The following is a 20,506-nucleotide window of genomic DNA, read 5'->3' on the forward strand; positions in this document are numbered from 1 at the left end:
GCCCCGTCCCGCTCGGCCCGCTCGGCGGCCCGGAGGATCTCGGCGGCCCGGGCCGTCTCCTCCTCCGTGGGCGTGAAGGCGCGCCTGATCGCGGGGAGCTGGCGGGGGTGGATCGCCGCCCTGCCGAACATGCCGAGCGCCCGCCCCGCCGCGCACGAGGCGGCCAGGCCGGCCTCGTCGCGCACGTTCGGGTGGACGGACATGGGCACGGGCGGCAGGCCCGCCGCCGCCGCGGCCAGCACCACCTGGAGCCTGAGGTGGTTCACGGCGCTCTCTCCGGTGATCGACAGCTCGGCGGCCAGGTCCTGCTCGCCGAGCGCGACGCCCGCGACCCTCGGGTGCGCGGCGATGGCGGTGGCCTCGACGAGACCGGCGGCCGACTCCAGCAGCGCGTACGCCGGGACCGGGAAGTGGTCGAGCAGGTCCAGGCTCCGGGCGGACTCGATCTTCGGCAGGCGGAGGGCGTCGAGACCGGGAAGTCCCGCCAGCTCGCTCAGATCGTCCAGCCCCCGCTGGGTGGCCAGATCATTGAGCCGGACGTGCACCTCCACACCGCCCCCCGGGCCGCACCCGTCACCCATGGCGGCCCGTTCGCGCAGGTAGGAGGTCCGTTCGACCAGGTAGGCGGCCACGTTGGCGCGGGCCTCGTCCTTCCTGGCGGGCGCGACCGCGTCCTCCAGGTCGATGATGACCACGTCGGCCCCCGAGGCGACGGCCTTGGCGAACCGCTCGGGACGGTCGCCCGGCACGTACAGCCAGGTCACCCGGAGCCGCCCCGTCTCCCGGAGCCGCCCTGTCCAGCGGACCCGCCCGGTCACACGATCACCCCGCCCTCCCGCAGCGCCGCGATCTCCTCCGCGCCGTAGCCGAGCTCGCCGAGCACCTCGTCGGTGTCGCGCCCGAGGCGGCGGCCCGGCCAGCGCACCTCGCCCGGCGTGCCGGACAGGCGGAACATGACGTTCTGCATGGTGACCGTGCCCAGCTCCTCGTCGGGCAGCTCGACGAAGGTGCCGAGCGCCGCGTACTGCGGGTCCTTGGCGATGTCGGCCACGTCGTAGACGGGCGCGACCGCGGCCTGGGCCTCCTCGAAGCGGGCGACGACCTCGTCGGCGTCGCGCTCGGCGATCCACGCGGCGACGGCCTCGTCCAGCTCGTCCACGTGCTCCACCCGGCCGCCGCCGGTGGCGAACCACGGCTGCTCCACCAGGTCGGGGCGGCCGACCAGGGTCACGACACGCTCGGCGACGGGCTGGGCACTGGTGGAGACGGCCAGCCAGCGGCCGTCGCGGGTGCGGTAGGTGTTGCGCGGGGCGTTGCTGCCGGAGCGGTTGCCGGTGCGCGCCGGCACCACGCCCAGGGCCTGGTAGGCGGTCATCTGCGGGCCGAGCAGGCCGAGGATGGGCTCGATGATCGCCACGTCGACGACCTGCCCGCGGCCGGTCGTCTCGCGGGCGCGCAGCGCCACCATGATCGCGTACGACATGGCGAGGCCGGCGATGCCGTCGGCCAGGGCGAGCGGCGGCAGCGTGGGCGGGCCGTCAGGCTCGCCGGTCATGGCCGCGAACCCGCTCATGGCCTCCGCCAGCGTGCCGAACCCGGGCCTCGACGCCATCGGCCCGCGCTGCCCGAACCCGGTCATGCGCGCCACGATCAGGCGCGGGTTCAGCTCCAGCAGGTCTCCGGGCGCCAGGCCCCAGCGCTCCAGCGTGCCGGGCCGGAAGTTCTCGATCAGCACGTCGGATCGCCCGGCCAGGAGGCGCAGGATCCGCTGCCCCGCGGGATGCGAGAGGTCGACCGCGGTGGCGCGCTTGTTGCGCGACAGCGTCTTCCACCACAGGCCGACGCCGTCCGCCGAGGCGCCGTGCCCGCGTGACGGATCGCCCCGCCGCGGGTGCTCGATCTTGACGACGTCGGCGCCGAAGTCGCCCAGCATCATCGCGGCGGACGGCCCGGCGAACAGCGTCGCGGCGTCGATGACCCTCAGCCCGGCGAGACTTGGCATGAACATATAAGATATAAGAAATAGGAAAAGGTCAATCCGTCGTGGTTTGCGGGACACTGAGGGCCATGCAGAGCAGCGATCCGCGCCCGCCGATGAGCAAGGCCGACTACGTCTACAGCGTGCTGCTGGACGAGATCCGCACCGCCCGCATCCCGGGGGGCGCGGCGCTGCGCGCGGGTGCGGTCGCCCGCCGGCTCGGGGTGTCGGTGACGCCGGTGCGCGAGGCGCTGCGCAGGCTGGAGAACGACCGGCTGATCAGCTACGAGGCCCATCACGGCGCCACGGTGGTGGACCTGGGCGACGACGCGCTGGAGGAGTTCTACGGTCTGCGCGCGGTGGTCGAGGGCCTCGGCGCGCGCCTGGCCGCCGCCCGGATCACCGCCGAGGAGCTCGACCGGCTGCGCGAGGTGCACGCCGCGATGGTCCACGACGCCGAGGAGGGCAGGAACGACCTGCTGGGCGAGCAGAGCCGGCACTTCCACCTGCTCATCGCCGACATCGGCGGGCCCGCGTTCCTCGGCCGGCACGCCAGGGCGGTGCGCAACAGCTTCCCGGTGCCCGCCGCCGCCTCGCTCTGGCTGGACGACGCCCAGGTGCGGCCGCAGCTCGAAGCGCACGAGCGCATCCTGGACGCCCTGGCGAGCGCCGACGGCGCGACCGCCGAACACATCATGATCGAGCACGTACGGCAGGCCGGGGACTACCGCCGCAACGGCTGAGGCACGCGCGCCGGCTCCTCAGGGGGCCACCTCGGCCAGGGCCGACGAGCCCAGGTCGAAGCCGCCGACGAACGCCAGGTAGTCGCCCTCGGCCAGCGGATCACCCAGGTACACGCCGCCCGCCTGACGCACCAGCAGGGCGCCGGCGGCCACGTCCCACGGCTGGGAGCGCGTGCCGTACGCCGCGTCGGCCCACCCGGCGGCGACGTGCGCCAGCTTGAGCGCCGCACTGCCCGGCCGGCGCACGGCGGAGAAGGACGCCAGGAAGCGGCCGTAGCGGCGCAGCGCCTCCTCACCGTGGGTCTCCAGGTCGAGCGGCGTGGGATAGCTCGACAGCAGCATCGCCTCCCGGTCGCGGGACGCCCCCGTGCTGCGGATCGGGGTGCCGTTGCACCACGCGCCCGCCGTCGAGGCGGTGAACTCGTCGTCGCGCACCGGGTCGTAGATCACGCCCGCCACCAGCTCACCTCGTACGGCGGCGGCGATGGAGACGCAGAAGAACGGCAGCCCGGCGGCGAAGTTGGCGGTGCCGTCGATCGGGTCCACGTACCAGCACAGGTCACCGGAGCCGGTCTCGCCGCCCTCCTCGCCCACGATCGCGCTGCGGGGCCAGCGGCTGGTGATCACCGCGCGGATGGTCTCCTCGGCGGCCCTGTCGTGCTCGGTCACCGGGTCGTGGAAGTCCCGCTTCGTGGCGACCGGCGGCCGGGACCGGAAGGCCTTGCGCAGCCGCGGCCCCACCGCGCGGGCGGCCTCGCTCGCCGTCTCCAGCAGCAGCTCGGCGTCCGAGGGCGCGGCGTCCGGGCCTCGCGTCTCGTCCATGTCTCCTCCAGCCTCTCCTCGGGCGTCCCCTCCGACCACACGGGAACAACACCCCTGAGGTTGCCCAAGCCTGCCCCCGCCATGCAATTGTCAGGACATTCTGACCTCGGTACCCTGATCGGCATGACCGCGAACCTGGCGATCGATCTGGATCGATCCAGTCCCGTGCCGCTCTACTTCCAGGTGGCCGAGCAGATCGCCGAAGCGATCCGGCGGGGAGACCTGGCGCCCGGCTCCCGCCTCGACAACGAGATCCTCCTGGCCGACAAGCTCGGCCTGTCGAGACCCACCATCCGCCAGGCCATCCAGTATCTGGTCGACAAGGGCCTGCTGGTGCGCAAGCGCGGCGTCGGCACCCAGGTGGTGCACGGGCAGGTCAAGCGCTCGGTGGAGCTGACGAGCCTCTACGACGACCTGCGCCGCGCGGGGCAGGAGCCCGCCACCCAGGTCCTCGCGCTGGAGCCGCGCCCGGTCGACGAGGAGATCGCCCCCATCCTCGGCCTCGAGCCGGGCGTCGAGGTGCTCTACCTCGAACGGCTCCGCTTCGCGGCCGGCGAGCCGCTCGCGGTGCTGCACAACTGGCTCCCGCTGGGGCTCGCCCAGATCGGCGCGGCCGAGCTCGAGGACCGCGGCCTGTACGAGCTGCTGCGCGGGGCGGGGGTGCGGATGCGGGTGGCCAACCAGCGCATCGGCGCCCGCGCGGCCAGCCAGGCGGAGGCCAGGCTGCTGCACGAGCGGCGCGGCGCACCGCTGCTCACCATGATCCGCACCACGTACGACGACCAGGGCCGGGCGGTCGAGCACGGCTCGCACATCTACCGCGCCTCCCACTACTCCCTCGAAGTCACCCTCATCGAACGCTGAACCCGCGCACCGGCCCCGGACACCCGCCCACGCGCCCCGAAGGGCCGCTAACGGCTCTGTGGATTGACGGTGATGGCGAACGTGGACGTCGTGTTCCTGATGTCCTGCGCGTTGTCGGCGAACCGCAGGCCGTTGAACGTGGCGGAGCCGACGGCGGGGCCCTGGTCGGGTTCGGGCAGCTCGTTGGCCCAGATGCCGAAGCCGGACTTGGCGTCGTAGGCGTCGCCGCTCTTCCTGGCGCCGCTGATCGAGACGTTCGTGAAGACGGTGTCCCTGATCGTGTTGAGTGGCCGCCCGCCCGCGTAGCCGGTCTGGAACATGATCCCGTGGTAGGTCGGGTCGACGATGTCGAGGTTGGCGACCCTGATGCCCTGGAACTCCTTGGACGCGGAGAACAGCCACATCGCCGGGAACGTCTGCGCGCCCCAGAAGTGCCCGCCGGCCCTGACCAGCGAGACGTTCTCGAAGCGCGTGGGCGGATCGGCCCCGAAGCCGTGCATCGGGATGCCGAAGTCCAGAGAGCTGATCGTCACGCCGGGGTAGACGAGCGTGTCGGCGACGTAGATGTTCCTGAACGTGTTGCCGCGCCCGCCGTAGACGGCGACGCCCGCGGCCCGCCAGGTGAGCAGCGACGTGAGGTTCTCGTAGACGTTGCCCGTCTGCTCGCCCGGGTTGTTGTCGGTCGCGGAGAACAGCGCGAAGCTGTCGTCGCCGGTCGAGCGGGCCTCCACGTCGGTGACCCGGTTGTCCGTGCTGCCGTTGGTCATGTTGAGCCCGTCGGCGAAGACGTTCCGGATCCGGGAGTTCCTGATCGTCATGTCGTCCGTGTTGGAGCCCCAGTACATGCAGATCTGGTGCTCCACCCAGATGTCGTCGATCACCATGCCCGCCACGTTGGAGAGGTCGAACACCTTGCCCGGCCCGTCGATGCGCGAGGTGTAGTTCCCGAAGTAGGCGAACCCGGCGAACGACGAGCCGTTCGCCGACGCCTCCGCGCGGAAGCCCACGTCGGTGTTCTCCTGCCCCCGGGGGGCGTGGAAGCGTGTGTACCACGGCCCGGCACCGACGATCTTGACGGCCCTGCCGTACACCTGGAACTTGCCGGACGTCTGGTAGTCGCCCGCCGGGAGGTAGACGCCGGTGAGCGTGGTGTCCTGGCGGGCCCGGTCGAGGGCGTTCTGCACGTCCTGGTGGGTGAGGCCGGCCGGGACGGCGTAGCGCGCGGGGTCCGGGTTCGCGACCGGTGACACCTGCTCCAGGTTGACGAAGTCGATCGTGTACGTGGAGTCGTTGGCCGGGTCCTTCTGCAGCCTGATCCTGCTGCCCGCCCGGACCGTGGTGCCGAGCGGCAGGTTGGCCTCGTCGTAGATGTGCCGTGGCGGGCCGGAGCCGGGCGAGTTGTTCGGGCTCGCCTCGGCGCCGTAGAGCCAGGCGTAGCGCGAGGTCAGCGGGACGGGCTTGAGGAAGACGCCGTCGACGTAGACGTTCAGCGTCGAGTCGATCCCGCCGCCGCCCGGGGCGTCGGGCATCGAGAACCTGGTGACCAGCGTGTTCGTGTCGGCGCGCGTGGTGAACTCGACGTACGCGCCGGGGGTGCCCAGCGTCACGGCCCTGCGGCCGGACGCCTCGCCGGCGAGGTCTCCCACCTTCCGGTTGGGGCCGAGGCGGGTGGCGCCTCCGCCGACGGCCGCGTCCTCGGCCTCGTACATGTCGTACGGCATCCGCGCGCCGCGCCCGGCCGACAGCCGGTGCGTGCTGGTGTTGTTGGCCCGCTTGACCGGCAGCTCGTCGGCGTCGGGGGCCAGCACGACCTTGACCGTGTACGTGCCGTCGGCCGCGGTCCACGGGCCCAGGGTGACCGGGGCGGCGCTCGCGCCGGGGGCGATCGGGCCGCCGGCGGAGCCGGTCAGCGTTCTGATGACGGTGCCCGACGCGTTCGCGACGGTGAGCGTGATGCCGTGGGAACCGCCGCTGGAGGCCAGCGTGCCCTGGTTCCTGACGGTCACCGCGAACGTGACGCTGTCTCCCTGGGCGGGGTTGCCCGGCGTCCAGGTCACGGACGAGGCGATCAGGTCGGCCGAGTCGACCGGTCTGACGGTAAGGCTGCCGGTGCGCGTGTTGTTGGCCTCGTCCAGCTCGATGACCCTCCCGTCGTCGTCGGCCGTGGCGCCGGCCTGGTAGGTGTCGGCGTCGCGGGTTCCGATCGGCATGGTGACGGTGGCCGAGGCTCCGGCCGCCAGCGGTCCCAGGTCGGTGGCGCCCACCCTGGAGCCGCCGACGGTGAAGGCGACCGAGGTCGCGACCGAGGGTGCGGTGCCGGAGTTCCTGACGGTGGCCGACAGCGTGATCGTGTCGGTCTCCAGCGGGGCCGCCGGGCTGGAGGTCAGCGCGGTCACGGTGAGGTCGGGGTTGGGCGAGGGGGCGCCGAAGACCTGGAACTCGGCGATCTGGCCGCCGGGTGCCCCGGAGTTGGCGGTGATCGTGAGCCGCACGTCGGCGACCCTGGCCCGCACCGGGATCCGCACCGTGTTGCCGGAGGCGGGATCGAAGGTGTAGGTGGCCTGCGGCACCAGGGTCGTCAGGCCGGCGGCGCTCTGCTCGCGGCCCTGCACCTGGATGGCCTGCGTGCGCCTGGCCCAGGCCGGGGCGGGGTCGAGTCTGAGCACGATCGAGGTCACGTCGGCGTTGGCGCCCAGTTTGACGGTCAGCGTGTTCGGGTAGGCGCCGCCCTCCCAGTAGGTCCGCGCGTCGTTGTCGTTGGCGTTCGCCGCCACGTAGGTCTGGGTGTGCGAGGAGGCGGCGATGGGCTTGCCGGTCGCCAGGTTCGTCCCGTCGCCGCCGCCCTGGCCGTACACCTCGACCTCGGAGAGCTGGGCGGCCGGCCAACCGGTGTTCGCGGTGATCGACAGCCGGACGTACCGGGCGATGGCAGGCGTGAGGGCGATGGTGGCGTTCGGGGCGAAGGTGTGGCTCGCGGACGGGGCGATCGTGGAGAAGGCCGTCCCGTCGGCGCTGCCCTGCACGGTCAGCGTCTGTGTGCGGCTCGGCCAGCCGCCGGGGAGCTTGAGCACGAGCCCGGTGACGGTCGCCGCCTCGCCGAGGTCGACCTGGACCCACTGCGGGAAGGCGTTGCCGGCCGACTCCCAGTAGGTGGCCTGGTCGCCGTCGGTGACGTTGGCGGCCTGGTAGACGTCGGTGAAGCTGCCGGCGGCGGCGGGCCTGCCGGCCGCGAGGTTGGGGGCCGCCACCGCGCGCGCGGGTGCGGGTGCGGCCAGGAGTCCGAGAACTAACGCAAGGGCGGCTAAGACGGCTCTCATGGGGGTGGCCCTTCGGCGAGGACGGATAGCCGCACCATAAGGTGCCGAGCAGATGTCGGCAATATTTCGACGAGATTGCGCAAGGAATCGACTGACCAGCGGGACGCGGTTTCAGTCGCCGCCGCTGGTCAGGACCGCCGGGGAAGCGGCAGAGTCTCCTGAACGGGCTGTAAGGCGCGGCGTCATGTCAACGCAAGCAGTTGCAAGCGCTTGCGTTGACGGCCTTATAGTTTGCGCATGACGCGACGACTTGCAGAGGTGGCCAAGAAGGTCGGAGTGAGCGAGGCGACCGTGAGCCGCGTGCTCAACGGCAAGCCAGGGGTGTCCGAGGCGACCCGCGAGGCGGTGCTGACGGCTCTCGACGTGCTCGGCTACGAGCGTCCCACCCAGCTCCGCGGCGACCGGGCCCGCCTGGTGGGCCTGGTGCTGCCGGAGCTGCAGAATCCGATCTTCCCCGCGTTCGCCGAGGTCGTCGGCGGGGCGCTGGCCCAGCAGGGTTTCACCTCCGTGCTCTGCACCCGCACGGTCGGCGGCGTCTCCGAGGCCGACTACGTCGACCTGCTGCTCCAGCAGCAGGTCAGCGGCGTGGTCTTCGCCGGCGGCCTGTACGCCCAGGCCGACGCCTCGCACGGGCACTACGAGCTGCTGCACGAGCGCGGGCTGCCCACGGTCCTGGTCAACGCGGCCGTCGGGCGCCTCGACTTCCCGCAGGTGTCGTGCGACGACGCGGTGGCCGCCGAGATCGCCCTGGCCCACCTGCGGGCGCTCGGCCACGAGCACGTCGGCATGGTGCTCGGCCCGAAGGACCACATCCCCTCGCGGCGCAAGCTGGAGACGTTCCTGACGTGCGGCGGCGACCCGGCGCTGGTCGAGCAGACGATGTTCTCGCTGGAGGGCGGGCACGCGGCGGCGGCCCGGCTGGTCCGGCGCGGTGTCACCGGTGTGATCTGCGCGAGCGACCTGCTCGCGCTCGGCACGATCAGGGCCGCCCGCCGCGCCGGGCTGGCGGTGCCCTCCGACGTCTCGGTCATCGGCTTCGACGACTCCGCGCTGATGAACTGCACCGAGCCCCCACTGACCACGGTGCGCCAGCCGATCGACGCCATGGGCAGGGCCGCCGTGGACCTGCTGGTCGCGCAGATCGGCAGGGCCGTGGTGCCCGCCGACGAGCTGCTGTTCGAGCCGGAGCTGGTCGTCCGGGCCTCGACCGCGCGAGCACGCTCGTAATGCAGTCGTTATCTTGCGGCTTCTAGTCGAAATATTGCAGTCATGGGTCGCTGATCTTATGGTGTGGGCACCTCGCATCAGAAGGGTCAGACCCATGCACAGATCCACAGGGCTCTTTCTCGCGACCGTGCTCGGCCTCTCCTCCTCCGCCTCCGCCTGCGGATCGAGCGGGCCGGCCGCACCCGCAGGCGGAGGCGCCGCCCCGGTCACGATCACCGTGGCCTGCCGGCCCGCGAAGTCCGCGCCCAAGGAACGCCGGGCCTGGGACGACGACGTCGCCGCGTTCATGAAGGCGCACCCGGGCGTGACGGTCAGGAGCACCGACCAGCAGCCCTGCTTCGACCCCAAGACGTTCGGGCCCAAGCTGGCCGGCGGCCAGATGGAGACGGCGTTCGTGGTGCCGGTGACCACCTACGACGACGTCATCCGCAGGGGCCAGGCGCTCGACCTCTCCCGGCACATCGGCGCGATCAGGAACTGGAACGACCTGCGCCCCGACGTCAGGGCGCTGGTCACCAAGGACGGCAAGGTGTACGGCGTGCCCAACGTCCACTACGGCGTCGGCCTGGTCTACAACCGCAGGCTGTTCGCCCAGGCCGGGCTCGACCCGGACACGCCGCCCACGACCTGGGCCGGGATCCGCGAGGCCGCGAGGAAGATCGCCGCGCTCGGCCCGGGCCACGTCGGCTACGGCGAGTACTCCGGCGGCAACACCGGCGGCTGGCACTTCACCCAGGCGCTCTACGGCAGGGGCGGCAGCGTGCTCACCGGCGACGGAAAGAAGGCCGCGTTCAACTCACCCGAGGGCCTGGCCGTGCTCCAGACGCTGCACGACATGCGCTGGGTGGACGGCAGCATGGGCACCAAGCTCCTGGTCGGCTGGGAGTCGCTCATGATGGCCATGGGCGGCGGCAAGGTCGGGATGATGCTGGGCGCCCCGGACGTGATCACCGACGTGGTCAACAAGTTCGGTGGCGACGTCGCCGACTACGGCATCACCGGCTTCCCGGAGGCCAAGGCGTCGCTGAGCGGCGGCGAGGCGTTCATGATCAACCCCCGGGCCACCCCCGAGCAGGCCCGGGCCGCCCTGGCGTGGATCGACTTCCGCTTCAACACCGTGGGCAAGGGGCGCTTCGACTTCGCCCGCGGCAAGGCCATCGGCAACCCCGTCGGCGTGCCCGACAACGACGTCTACGGTGACTCGCCCACCGGCAAGGCCATCCAGGCCGACCGCGAGAGGCACGCCTCGCTGCCGGTCGAGAACTACGCGCCGTACGTGCGGGCCGCCGCCGCCGTCCCGCCCAGGGCCGAGCCCGCCCACGCGCAGGAGCTGTACGCGATCCTCGACGTGGCCATGTCCGGCGTGCTGAGCCGCCGGGACGCCGACCTCGGCAGGCTGCTCTCCGACGCGGAGGCCAAGGCCGACGCGATGCTGGCCACCAAGGGCTGACCCACATGGGCGTACTGAGGCGCAACCTGACGGCCTACGGCTTCCTGTGCGCGGCGCTGTTCTGCTTCGCGCTGTTCGCCTGGTATCCGATGGTCAGGGAGTTCGTCCTGAGCTTCCAGCGGACCAACCTGGTGGACCCGCCCACCTGGGCCGGGCTGGACAACTTCAAGGCCGTCGTCCAGGATCCGGCGTTCGGCACGGCGTGGCTGAACACCCTGCAGTTCACGGGGCTGGCGCTGCTCTGCGGCTACGCCGTGCCGTTCGTCACGGCACTGGTGCTCAACGAGCTGCGCCACGCCCGGGCCTACCTGCGGTTCGTCGTCTACCTGCCGGTCATGCTGCCGCCCATCGTCGCGGTGCTGCTCTTCAGGTGGTTCTTCGATCCGGGGCCCGGACTCTTCAACCAGATCCTGGACCTCCTCCACCTGCCCGCGCTCGCCTGGCTCGACTCCTCCGCCACCGCGCTGATCTCCCTGGTGATCGTGTCGACCTGGATGAACATGGGCAGCGCGACGCTGATCTACCTGGCGGCCCTGCAGAACGTCCCGCCCGAGCTGTACGAGGCGGCCGAGCTGGACGGGGCCGGCATCCTCAACCGGATCAGGCACGTCACGATCCCGCAGACCCGGCTCATCCTGCTGCTCATGCTGATGCTCCAGGTCGTGGCCACCATGCAGGTGTTCATCGAGCCGTACATGCTCACCGGCGGCGGCCCGGAGAACTCCACCGTCACCGTCGCCTACCTGATGTACCAGTTCGCGTTCACCTACGGCGACGGGTACGGGCAGGCGGGCGCGCTCGGCATGATGCTGATGCTCGCGCTGCTCGTCTTCGCCGCCTTCCAGCTCCGGCTCACCCGCGAGGACAAGGCATGATCTCCGCCGGCGCCAGGACGGCGACCGGGCACGCGCGGGAGCGGAGGCCGCCGAGGCGCATCGACGTGCGGTTCCGCACCATCGTCTCTCCGCACCAGCTCAACAGCAGGTGGGGGCGGCGGGTCTACTGGGCCGTCCTGGTGGCGATGGTGGCCGGCTCCACCCTGGCCTTCGTCTTCCCGCTCTACTGGATGGTGACCGGCGCCATGAAGTCGGGCCCGGAGCTCGCCCGGATGCCACCGACCCTCCTCCCGGCCGCTCCCACGCCGGACGCCTTCGCCGAGGCGTGGAGCCTGTTCGACATCGGGCTGCTGCTGAGGAACACCGCGTACTACGCCTTCGGCGGCTGGCTGGTGTCGATGGCGGTGGACGTGACGGCGGCGTACGCGCTGTCGAAGCTGAGACCGGTGCTCGGCAACGTGATCCTGGGCGCCATGCTGGCGACGCTGATGATCCCGCCGATGGTCGTGCTGATCCCGCTCTACGTCACGATCGTGGACCTCGGCCTGCTGAACAACCCGTGGGGCCTCTGGCTGCCCGCGGCGGCCAACGGGTTCAACATCTTCCTGCTCAAGCGCTTCTTCGACTCCATACCGAGGGAGCTGATCGAGGCCGCTCGGATCGACGGCGCCGGACCGCTCCGGGTGCTGTGGTCGGTGGTGCTGCCCGTCTCCAGGCCGATCCTCGGCGTGGTGTCCATCTTCACGATCGTCACCTCGTTCAAGGACTTCGTCTGGCCGCTGCTGGTCATGACAGAGAGCGAGAGGATGACCGTCGGCGTGGGGCTGTCACAGACCGCCGGAGCCGTGCCCCAGAACGTGATCATGGGCGGTCTGGTGATCGCCGGCGTGCCGACGATCGTCGTCTTCTTCCTGTTCCAACGGCACATCATGGCGGGCCTGACCGCCGGAGGCATCAAGGGATGAGCATGTCGCGAACGTGGTGGCGGGGGGCCGCGATCTACCAGGTCTACCTGCGCAGCTTCGCCGACGGCAACGGCGACGGCTGCGGCGACCTGGCGGGGCTGCGCTCGCGCCTGGGGTATCTCAAGGAGCTCGGGATCGACGCCGTCTGGCTGAATCCCTGGTACCCGTCGCCGATGGCCGACGGCGGGTACGACGTGGCGGACTACCGGGACATCGAGCCGGTGTTCGGCACGCTGCCCGAGGCCGAGAAGTTCATCGCCGAGGCGCACGACCACGGCATCAGGGTCATCATCGACGTCGTCCCCAACCACAGCTCCACCGCCAGCGCCTGGTTCGAGGAGGCGCTCGTGGACCGGAAGGCCAGGGAACGGTTCTGGTTCCGGGACGAGCCGAACGACTGGTCGTCGATCTTCGGCGGTCCGGCGTGGACGCAGGTTCCCGACGGGCAGTGGTACCTCCACCTGTTCGCCCCCGAACAGCCCGACCTCAACTGGGACAACCCGGAGGTCCACCAGGAGTTCGAGGACGTCCTGCGCTTCTGGTTCGACCGGGGCGTCGACGGCTTCCGCATCGACTCGGCCGCCCTGCTGTTCAAGTCCGCCACGGGCTACGAGGACCTCGACGACGTGCACGACGTCTACCGGCGCTGGCGCGAGATCGCCGACGAGTACGGCGAGCGGATCCTGATCGGCGAGGTCTGGCTGCCCGACCAGGAGCGCTTCGCCCGCTACCTGCGGCCCGACGAGCTGCACACCGCCTTCAACTTCGACTTCCTGTCCTGCCCCTGGCGGCCCGCCGAGCTGCGCCGGGTGATCGATCTGACGCTGTCCACGCACCTGCCGATCGGCGCGCCGCCCACGTGGGTGCTCTCCAACCACGACGTCACCCGCCCGGTGACCAGGTACGGCAGGGCGGACACCGCGTTCGAGCACGGCGGACGCCTCCACGGCAGCCCGTCGGACCTGGAGCTCGGCCGCCGCCGGGCCAGGGCCGCGGCGCTGCTCGCGATGGCCCTGCCCGGCTGCGTCTACGTCTACCAGGGCGAGGAGCTCGGTCTGCCCGAGGTCGAGGACCTGCCTGACGACGCCCGCCAGGACCCCATGTACGCGAGGTCGGACGGCGCCAACCCGGGCCGGGACGGCTGCCGCGTGCCGCTGCCCTGGACGGGCGGCGAGCCTCCGTACGGCTTCGGCGGGCCGCGCCCCTGGCTGCCGCAACCGGAGGGCTGGCACGGGCTCACCGCGCAGGCCCAGCTCGCCGACCCCGGGTCCATGCTCAACCTCTACCGCTCGGCGCTTCGCCTGCGCCGCGACCTGCTCGGCGACGGCACGCTGAGCTGGCTGCCCTCCGGTGACGACGTGCTCGCCTTCGGCCGTGACTCCGGCCTGATCTGCGTGTCGAACCTGGGCGCCGTCCCAGTGCCGCTCCCGCCGGGCGAGGTCCTGCTGGCCAGCGGCCCCCTGGAGGGCGCCGCCCTGCCGCCCGACACGACGGCGTGGCTGGCATCCCCGGAATGAGGCACCCGCCGTCCGGGCGGTGACGGCCTCCGGATGGGGACGGCCTCCGGGCGGGGACGGGTACCGGGCGGGGACGGCCTCCGGGCGGGACGGCCTCCGGATGGGGACGGGTTCGGTCAGGGCAGGGCCGCGCGGACCGCCGCCTGGGCCGTCTCGCGGAGGCGGGCGTGCACGGCGGCGTTCGCCTCGCGGTCCGTGCGGACCTCCACCACCCGCGGCCCGTGCCCGCGGATCGCCTTGGGCAGGTCGCCGATCTCCTCCACCAGCGTGTACGGCGTGCCGGTGGCCGCCGCCACGTAGCCGAGGTCCACCCCGTGCGGCGTGCCGAAGACCCGCTCGAACGCGTCGCGCAGGGCCGCCTGCGGCAGCAGCGAGAAGATCCCGCCCCCGTCGTTGTTGACCACCACCAGGCACAGGTCGGGCCGGGGCTCGCGGGGCCCGAGGATCAGGCCGTTCTGGTCGTGCAGGAACGACAGGTCGCCGAGCAGCGCGTACGAGGGCCCGTTGTGCGCCAGCGCCGCCCCCATCGCGGTCGAGACCGCACCGTCGATGCCGGAGGCGCCCCGGTTGGCCAGCAGCCGCAGCCCGCGCCGTGGCCGCATCGCCTGGTCCAGGTCGCGGATCGGCATCGACGACCCGCAGAACAGCAGCGCCCCGTTGGGCAGCGCCTCCGCCAGGTCGCGCGCCACCCGGGGCTCGGTCATCCCGGCGGTGTCGAGCACCTCGTCCAGGGCCGAACGGGCGGCGAGGTCGGCCTGCCGCCAGGCGTGCAGCCAGCTGTCGTCGCCCGAGGCGACGGGGATCTCCACCGCCTGCGCCACCTGGGTGGCCGACCGGGTGGGGTCGGGCCAGCGTTCGAGGCCGGTGGAGACCACGATGTGCTCCGGCGCGCGCCTCAGCCACGACAGCAGCGGCCGTGACAGCCCCGGCCGGCCCAGGGTCACCACCACGTCGGGCTGGTGGGCGTCGGCGAAGTCGGGAGTGGACAGCAGGTAGTGGTAGGCGGAGACGGCGTGGTCGCCGTATCTGGCGTTGCCGTTCGGCTCTGACAGCACCGGCCAGCCGGCCATCCCGGCCGCGGCGACGTAGCGGCGCACGTTGGCCGCGCCGTCGCCGACCACCAGCACACCGCGCCTGGTCGGCGGGAGGTGCAGCGCCACGGGCGGCGGCGACACCCGGGCGCGCACCCACGGCCCCGTCACGTCGCCGTCGAGCGGCTCGCACCACGTGGTGTCGCCGTCTGGGATCAGCGGCTCCCTGAAGGCCAGGTTGAGGTGGACCGGGCCGGGATCGGCGGGTCCCGCCGCCCGCTGGTAGGCCCGGCAGGCCAGCGAGCGCCAGTAGGCCACCTGCCCGGGGCGCTCCTCCGGCACGCCGACCTCCGCGAACCAGCGCGTCGCCGAGCCGTACAGCTTGATCTGGTCGATCGTCTGGTTGGCGCCGGTGCCGCGCAGCTCGGGCGGCCGGTCGGCGGTGAGCAGCAGCAGCGGCACCCCGGCCTCGCTCGCCTCGATGACGGCGGGGTGGAAGTTCGCGGTGGCCGTGCCGGAGGAGCAGACCAGGGCGACCGGCCGTTCGGCGCGCCTGGCCAGTCCCAGCGCCAGGAACGACGCGGACCGCTCGTCGACGCGCACGTGCATCCGCACCCGCGACTCGGCGTGCAGCGCCAGCGCGAGCGGCGCCGAACGCGAGCCGGGCGCCACCACGACATCGGTCAGGCCGCAGCGCACCAGCTCGTCGACGAGCACCTTGGCCAGCGCGGTGGCGGGGTTCACTGGGCGGCCTCCTGCATCCGGCGGAGCGACGAGGGAGATCGGATCTCGGGTGCGGACAGGGACACGACGTTGCCGACCGGCACACCGCCGACGGGATTCCGGAAGATCCCGGGAGAACGCGCCACGACCCTCCCGCCCCGTCGCCGACCATGCCGCAACCATTGTGCCGCCACTAACCTTACGAGCATGCCCAGCACGCGGTCGCACCCGGTTCGCCCGTTGCATGCCGTTGTGGCGTCTCCTGGCCCTGACCTGTTCGCGGCGGTTCGCGATGCGCTGTCCGGTGACGGGCCCGCACTGCTCCCCCTCTCCCCCGACCACGCGGACGCCGCCATCGCGGCCCTGCGCCCGACCCATGCGAACGGCGTGCGGTGCGACGGCGGCGAGGGCGTGCCGCCGGACGTGGCCGTGGTGATCGCCACCAGCGGCAGCACGGGGGTGCCCAAGGGCGTGATGCTCTCGGCGACCGCGCTGCGCGCGTCGGCGGCCGCGTCGCTCCGGCGGATCGAGGCGGCCAAGGGCGAGCGGTGGCTGTGCTGCCTGCCCCCGTCGCACGTGTCCGGGCTGCAGGTGCTGGTGCGCGCGCTGCTGAGCGAGAGCGAGCCGATCGTCCACCCGCGCTTCGACCCGGGCCTCGTGCTGTCCTCGGGCGCCGACCACGTGTCGCTGGTGCCGACGCAGCTGCACCGGCTGGTCGAGCTGGGCGCGGACCTGTCGGTGTTCCGGACGATCCTGCTCGGCGGCGCCGCGCCGCGCCGCGGTCTGGTGGCCGCCGCCCGCGACCTCGGCGCCCGGGTCGTGACGACGTACGGCATGAGCGAGACCAGCGGCGGATGCGTGTACGACGGCCGCCCCCTTCACCATGTGGATCTGAAGGTCGGCGACGACGGGCTGATCCGCATCGCCGGCCCGGTGCTGCTGACCGGCTACCGCTCCGGCGAGCCCGTCCCCCGCGACGGGAAGTGGTTCGTCACCTCCGACCTCGGCGAGCTGTCCGGCGGCAGGCTGCGCGTGCTCGGCAGGGCCGACGACGTCATCAACACCGGCGGCGAGAAGGTCGTGGCCGGCGCGGTGGCCGCGGTGCTGGCCGGCCATCCGGAGGTGGCCGACGTCGCCGTCGTCGGCCGTCCCGACGCCGAGTGGGGCGAGATCGTCGTGGCCGTCGTGGTGCCCGCCGACCCCGCCGGCCCGCCCACCCTCTCCCAGCTGCGCGCCTACGCGGGCGACCGGCTCCCCGCCTACGCCGCGCCACGCGAGCTGCGCCTCGTGCCCGATCTCCCCCTGCTGCCGAACGGCAAGCCCGACCTCGTACGGCTGCGCTCCTCCGGCTGATCCACCCGCTCCCGCCGAGGAACCCGATGACCTTCGGATGCGTCATAGTAGGAGAGGCAAGGAGGGAGCCTTCATGGACCAGACCCGCAAGATGTGGGCATCCGCGGCGGTCGTCGGCGTGATCATCGTCGGTGGTGTCTCCGTCGCGGCGGCCGCCTCGGCGGGCAGGCTCGACCAGGCCGCCAGGCAGACCGGAGCAGTGGTGGAGAAGTCCTCACCGTCCAGCAAGCCCTCCGGCGGGTCGTCCGTCCAGACGGGGCGGATCCCCGACCAGCTGACGCAGCTGACCAGCTCGCCGGAGCCCCGGCCCACGGACGGCGCCGTGGTGTCCAAGGAGATCAACCCCGACCCCGACAAGGTCCTCGACTACTGGACCGGCGAACGCCTCCAGGACGCCGAGCCGATGCCGATGCCCGAGGTCGAGCCCGGCCAGATCACCGTCGGCGAGTAGCGGATCCGCAGGTGGGATAGGTCACCTTTGTGGTGATCCGCCCATTTTTTCGTCCATGCGGGAACAAATAGCGCTGCGTGGCGTTATTGATACTGGTGCGCTGAGCGGCCAGGAGCCGCCCCACCACAACCTGCCTGATCGCTTCGACTCCGTATGGAGGAGGTGTCCTCATGCCCCGAACCGCCGTGGCAACCCCACCCGCGACCCTCGACCAGCTGCTTGACCGAGGGCGAGCACAGGGTCACCTGTCTCTCGCGGAGCTGCGTGACGCGTTCGCGGATGCCGGGATCAGCCCCACCCAGGGGCGTTCGATTCTGCGCGAGCTCACCGACGCGGGCGTCAGCCTCGCCGCGGAGGACGAGCCGTCCCTGGCCAAGCCCGCCGCCGTGAAGAGGCCGCCCGCGAGGAAGAGCGCCAAGCCCGCCGCCGGGTCCGGGGCCAGGAAGACCGCGGTCGCCGGGAAGTCCACGGCCGCGACCAAGCGCACGGACAAGCGCACCGCCTCTGCGGGGTCCGGCGACCTCCCCCTCTCCGAGTCCGAGCCGCCCGCCGAGCCCGACCTCCAGGCCGTCTCGTCAACCGGCACCGGCTCCGGCACCGGCTCCGGCACCACGGCGAGCACCACGTCCGGCGCGGATGCCGAGCCTGACGCGGTCGTGCTGAGCACCGAGGACGCCGAGCTGGAGGACGAGGCGATCGACCTCGACGACAACCAGTCGGTCATGGGCGACTCGGTCCACACCTACCTCAAGTCGATCGGCCGCCGCACCCTGCTGACCGCCGCGCAGGAGGTCGAGCTGGCGCGGCGCATCGAGGGGGGCCTGTACGCCGAGTACAAGCTGGAGACCGACACCTCGCTCTCCCCCACCGCCCGCGAGGAGCTGGAGCTGGTGGTCCGGGACGGCAAGGAGGCCAAGGACCACATGCTGGAGGCCAACCTCCGGCTGGTCGTCTCGGTCGCCAAGAAGTACACCGACCGCGGCATGTCGCTGCTGGACGTGGTCCAGGAGGGCAACCTGGGCCTGATCCGGGCGGTGGAGAAGTTCGACTACACCAAGGGCTTCAAGTTCTCCACGTACGCCATGTGGTGGATCCGCCAGGCCATCCAGCGCGGCTTCGCCGACTCGGCCCGCACGATCCGGCTGCCGGTGCACGTGCTGGAGATGCTGTCGAAGCTCTCCCGCATCGAGCGCGACATGCACCAGCGGCTGGGCCGCGAGCCCACGCCCGAGGAGCTGGCGGTCGAGCTCGACAAGACGCCCGACCAGATCGAGGAGCTGCTGCGCACCAGCCGCCAGCCGATCTCGCTCAACGCGACCATCGGCGAGGACGGCGAGACCACGATCGGCGACCTCATCGAGGACGTCGACTCCCCCGAGGCGTCGGAGATCGTCGACCGCCAGCTGCTGGGCGACCAGCTGCGGGGCGTGCTCGAAAACCTCTCGCCGCGCGAGTCGAAGATCATGGCTCTGCGCTTCGGCCTCGTGGACGGCAAGCCGCACACGCTCGACGAGATCGGCAAGCACCTGGGCCTGACCCGGGAGCGCATCCGGCAGCTCGAGAAGGAGTCCCTCTCCAAGCTGCGCCACCCGAGCAACACCCGCCCGCTGCTCGACTGGGCCAGCTGACCCGCGAAGAAGCCCCGGCCGACCGGCCGGGGCTTCCTCGTGCATCGGTCATGCCCGGGTCACCGGCAGGCCCGTACGGCCTGTCCGGTCACCGCTCCGCGGGCACCGGGCGGGGCAGGCGTGGGATCCCCCACAGCCGGTTGTCCTCGCGCAGCGTGCGCAGCCGCTCCACCTCGGCGGTCCACGTGGCCCCGGCCGGCGTCGCCTTGGCCTTGCGGCGGGCGATGCGGTCGTCGTAGGCCCTGACCCCGAACGTGGCCCGCTGGCCCGACTCGGCCGCCCGCAGCGCCTCGGTCAGCGCCTTGTCGAACGCCAGCCCGGCGCCCAGCAGCTCGATCTCGTCCGCGTCGGCGGCCCGCAGGCCGCGCAGCGTCCGCTCGGCCTGCCTGGCCTTCTGCAGCAGCTCCGGGAAGCTCTTGGAGATCTCCAGATCCGCGTGGTAGCGGACCTCGGCCTCCCGGCTCACCCGCGGACGGAAAAACGCCATCGACTCTGCCCTTTCGCGCACCCACTTCTTACCAGCGACCAGGGTACGCCGTTTCGCGCCACGCCCGGTCATCGGACCGGCGCCACGCCCTTTACACAGTAAGATGATCTCCATGCCCGCCAAGAGGCCGCCCGTCCCGCTCTCCCGCGAGCGCATCATCGAGGCCGCGCTGCACATCGCCGACACGCAGGGGCTGCGCCGGCTCACCATGCGGCGGCTCGGCGACGCCCTGCAGGTGGAGGCCATGGCCATCTACCACCACCTGCCGAGAGGCAAGGAGGCGCTGATGGACGCGCTGGCCGAGCACGTCACCGCCGTCCACGTCGAGCAGGGCGCCACCTGGCAGGACACCGCCCGGGCGTGGTGCCGGGCCGGCCGCGAGCTGCTGCGCGACCATCCCGGGGTGCTGGCCCTCGCCCTGACCAAGCCGCCCAAGGGTGGCACCGCCATCGCCATCAGGGAGCAGACCGAGCAGCTCGCCGACGGGGGCCTGGGGGGCGCCGCCGAGGCGGTGCGCGCGCTCCGGGCGTTCGTCTTCGGCAGCGTGGCGGTCGAGGTGCAGCAGTCCGGCTGGGCCGACCCCGAGGTGGACGAGTGGATCAGGCGCGACGAGCGGGCGGACGTCGACTTCGAGCGCGGGCTCGAAGCGTTGCTCAAAGGCCTGCAAACGTAGTGGGCGTGTCGAGCTTGGACCGTTATCCTGCTTAAGGCACGCTGTGTCGAGGGTCACACCTCCTGGCATCCTCCTCCAACAGTCCTAACGGGCTATGTCGGAAGGTGTGACGTACGCCGCACACTTGCTACAACAACAGACCCGAGCCGCTCCCGCCCCTTCACGCGGGAGCCCTTCACGAGATATCGGAGGCACGCCGATGTGCCCGCACGACCCCGCCTGTCCGTCCGCGGAGGCGCCCGACCGCGAAGCGGCACGCACCGTCGCGTGCCACCCCGAGCAGGGGTGGAGCCTGCTCTGCAACGGCGTGGTCCTCTTCGACGACACCGGGGAGCTCCTGCCCGGCGGCACCGCCATCGCCCCGCACCGGCCCGCGGTCGGCGCGGCCTGACACCCGCGCCCGCTCACGCCCGTCCGGCGCGACCACGCTGACACGCGACC

Annotated in this window: 18 protein-coding genes; 12 read left to right on the forward strand and 6 right to left on the reverse strand. The window is 72.1% G+C overall.

What is annotated here, in order from left to right; genetic code table 11:
* Nucleotides 1-818, reverse strand: an 818-nt coding sequence (locus DQW85_RS38470) for an HpcH/HpaI aldolase/citrate lyase family protein (protein WP_240197701.1), incomplete at its 3' end; no start/stop codon positions are given.
* Nucleotides 815-2,002 (reverse strand): CaiB/BaiF CoA transferase family protein, encoded by a 1,188-nt coding sequence (locus DQW85_RS38475; RefSeq protein WP_113704680.1) that lies wholly within the window; start codon nucleotides 2,000-2,002, stop codon nucleotides 815-817. The genes DQW85_RS38470 and DQW85_RS38475, both read right to left, overlap by 4 nt.
* A 65-nt stretch (nucleotides 2,003-2,067) precedes the next feature.
* On the opposite strand from DQW85_RS38475, the gene DQW85_RS38480 reads away from it, so the two are divergent.
* Nucleotides 2,068-2,721: a GntR family transcriptional regulator gene (locus DQW85_RS38480; RefSeq protein ID WP_240197702.1), complete on the forward strand. Its 654-nt coding sequence runs from the start codon at nucleotides 2,068-2,070 to the stop codon at nucleotides 2,719-2,721.
* Nucleotides 2,722-2,739: 18 nt separating this feature from the next.
* Here the strand turns inward: DQW85_RS38480 and DQW85_RS38485 are convergent, their stop codons facing one another.
* The gene (locus tag DQW85_RS38485; protein WP_113704664.1) at nucleotides 2,740-3,543 is read right to left on the reverse strand and encodes an inositol monophosphatase family protein; all 804 of its coding nucleotides are present in this window, start codon (nucleotides 3,541-3,543) and stop codon (nucleotides 2,740-2,742) included.
* A gap of 123 nt (nucleotides 3,544-3,666) precedes the next feature.
* Between DQW85_RS38485 and DQW85_RS38490 the strand changes: the two genes are divergently transcribed.
* Complete coding sequence (locus DQW85_RS38490) at nucleotides 3,667-4,407, forward strand: GntR family transcriptional regulator (RefSeq protein WP_113704665.1); 741 nt, start codon at nucleotides 3,667-3,669, stop codon at nucleotides 4,405-4,407.
* Between the two features lie 47 nt (nucleotides 4,408-4,454).
* Here DQW85_RS38490 and DQW85_RS38495 read toward each other — a convergent pair whose 3' ends face one another.
* Nucleotides 4,455-7,724: a discoidin domain-containing protein gene (locus DQW85_RS38495; protein ID WP_113704666.1), complete on the reverse strand. Its 3,270-nt coding sequence runs from the start codon at nucleotides 7,722-7,724 to the stop codon at nucleotides 4,455-4,457.
* A 237-nt stretch (nucleotides 7,725-7,961) separates the two neighbouring features.
* On the opposite strand from DQW85_RS38495, the gene DQW85_RS38500 reads away from it, so the two are divergent.
* The 5 genes from DQW85_RS38500 to DQW85_RS38520 all read left to right on the forward strand — a co-directional run bounded on the left by DQW85_RS38500 (nucleotide 7,962) and on the right by DQW85_RS38520 (nucleotide 13,719).
* Complete coding sequence (locus tag DQW85_RS38500) at nucleotides 7,962-8,951, forward strand: LacI family DNA-binding transcriptional regulator (protein WP_113704667.1); 990 nt, start codon at nucleotides 7,962-7,964, stop codon at nucleotides 8,949-8,951.
* 94 nt (nucleotides 8,952-9,045) lie between these two features.
* Nucleotides 9,046-10,401, forward strand: coding sequence for an extracellular solute-binding protein (locus DQW85_RS38505; RefSeq protein WP_240197703.1), 1,356 nt, complete (start codon nucleotides 9,046-9,048; stop codon nucleotides 10,399-10,401).
* 5 nt (nucleotides 10,402-10,406) lie between these two features.
* Nucleotides 10,407-11,276, forward strand: coding sequence for a carbohydrate ABC transporter permease (locus DQW85_RS38510; protein WP_113704669.1), 870 nt, complete (start codon nucleotides 10,407-10,409; stop codon nucleotides 11,274-11,276).
* A complete protein-coding gene (locus DQW85_RS38515) occupies nucleotides 11,273-12,202 on the forward strand; it encodes a carbohydrate ABC transporter permease (protein ID WP_113704670.1) in 930 nt (309 codons plus the stop codon). The genes DQW85_RS38510 and DQW85_RS38515 overlap by 4 nt, the downstream gene beginning before the upstream one ends.
* A 2-nt stretch (nucleotides 12,203-12,204) precedes the next feature.
* The gene (locus DQW85_RS38520) at nucleotides 12,205-13,719 is read left to right on the forward strand and encodes a glycoside hydrolase family 13 protein (protein ID WP_113704671.1); all 1,515 of its coding nucleotides are present in this window, start codon (nucleotides 12,205-12,207) and stop codon (nucleotides 13,717-13,719) included.
* A gap of 116 nt (nucleotides 13,720-13,835) precedes the next feature.
* On the opposite strand, the gene menD is transcribed toward DQW85_RS38520, so the two are convergent.
* The gene (gene menD, locus DQW85_RS38525; protein ID WP_113704672.1) at nucleotides 13,836-15,494 is read right to left on the reverse strand and encodes a 2-succinyl-5-enolpyruvyl-6-hydroxy-3-cyclohexene-1-carboxylic-acid synthase; all 1,659 of its coding nucleotides are present in this window, start codon (nucleotides 15,492-15,494) and stop codon (nucleotides 13,836-13,838) included.
* A 186-nt stretch (nucleotides 15,495-15,680) separates the two neighbouring features.
* On the opposite strand from menD, the gene DQW85_RS38530 reads away from it, so the two are divergent.
* From DQW85_RS38530 to DQW85_RS38540, 3 genes are all read left to right on the forward strand, one after another.
* A complete protein-coding gene (locus DQW85_RS38530) occupies nucleotides 15,681-16,826 on the forward strand; it encodes an AMP-binding protein (protein WP_113704673.1) in 1,146 nt (381 codons plus the stop codon).
* Between the two features lie 73 nt (nucleotides 16,827-16,899).
* Nucleotides 16,900-17,277 (forward strand): hypothetical protein, encoded by a 378-nt coding sequence (locus tag DQW85_RS38535; protein ID WP_113704674.1) that lies wholly within the window; start codon nucleotides 16,900-16,902, stop codon nucleotides 17,275-17,277.
* Between the two features lie 170 nt (nucleotides 17,278-17,447).
* The gene (locus DQW85_RS38540) at nucleotides 17,448-18,905 is read left to right on the forward strand and encodes an RNA polymerase sigma factor (RefSeq protein WP_113704675.1); all 1,458 of its coding nucleotides are present in this window, start codon (nucleotides 17,448-17,450) and stop codon (nucleotides 18,903-18,905) included.
* Between the two features lie 88 nt (nucleotides 18,906-18,993).
* Here DQW85_RS38540 and DQW85_RS38545 read toward each other — a convergent pair whose 3' ends face one another.
* Nucleotides 18,994-19,392 (reverse strand): hypothetical protein, encoded by a 399-nt coding sequence (locus tag DQW85_RS38545; protein WP_113704676.1) that lies wholly within the window; start codon nucleotides 19,390-19,392, stop codon nucleotides 18,994-18,996.
* A gap of 112 nt (nucleotides 19,393-19,504) precedes the next feature.
* Here DQW85_RS38545 and DQW85_RS38550 point away from each other — a divergent pair, with 112 nt between their 5' ends.
* Nucleotides 19,505-20,065, forward strand: a complete 561-nt coding sequence (locus DQW85_RS38550) for a TetR family transcriptional regulator (RefSeq protein WP_240197704.1) — start codon at nucleotides 19,505-19,507, stop codon at nucleotides 20,063-20,065.
* A 199-nt stretch (nucleotides 20,066-20,264) separates the two neighbouring features.
* On the forward strand, nucleotides 20,265-20,456 hold the full coding sequence (locus tag DQW85_RS38555) for a DUF5999 family protein (protein WP_113704678.1): 192 nt from the start codon (nucleotides 20,265-20,267) through the stop codon (nucleotides 20,454-20,456).
* The last annotated feature ends 50 nt before the right edge of the window (nucleotides 20,457-20,506 follow it).

The organism is Nonomuraea lactucae (assembly GCF_003313395.1).
In the GTDB taxonomy this organism is placed as follows: domain Bacteria; phylum Actinomycetota; class Actinomycetes; order Streptosporangiales; family Streptosporangiaceae; genus Nonomuraea; species Nonomuraea lactucae.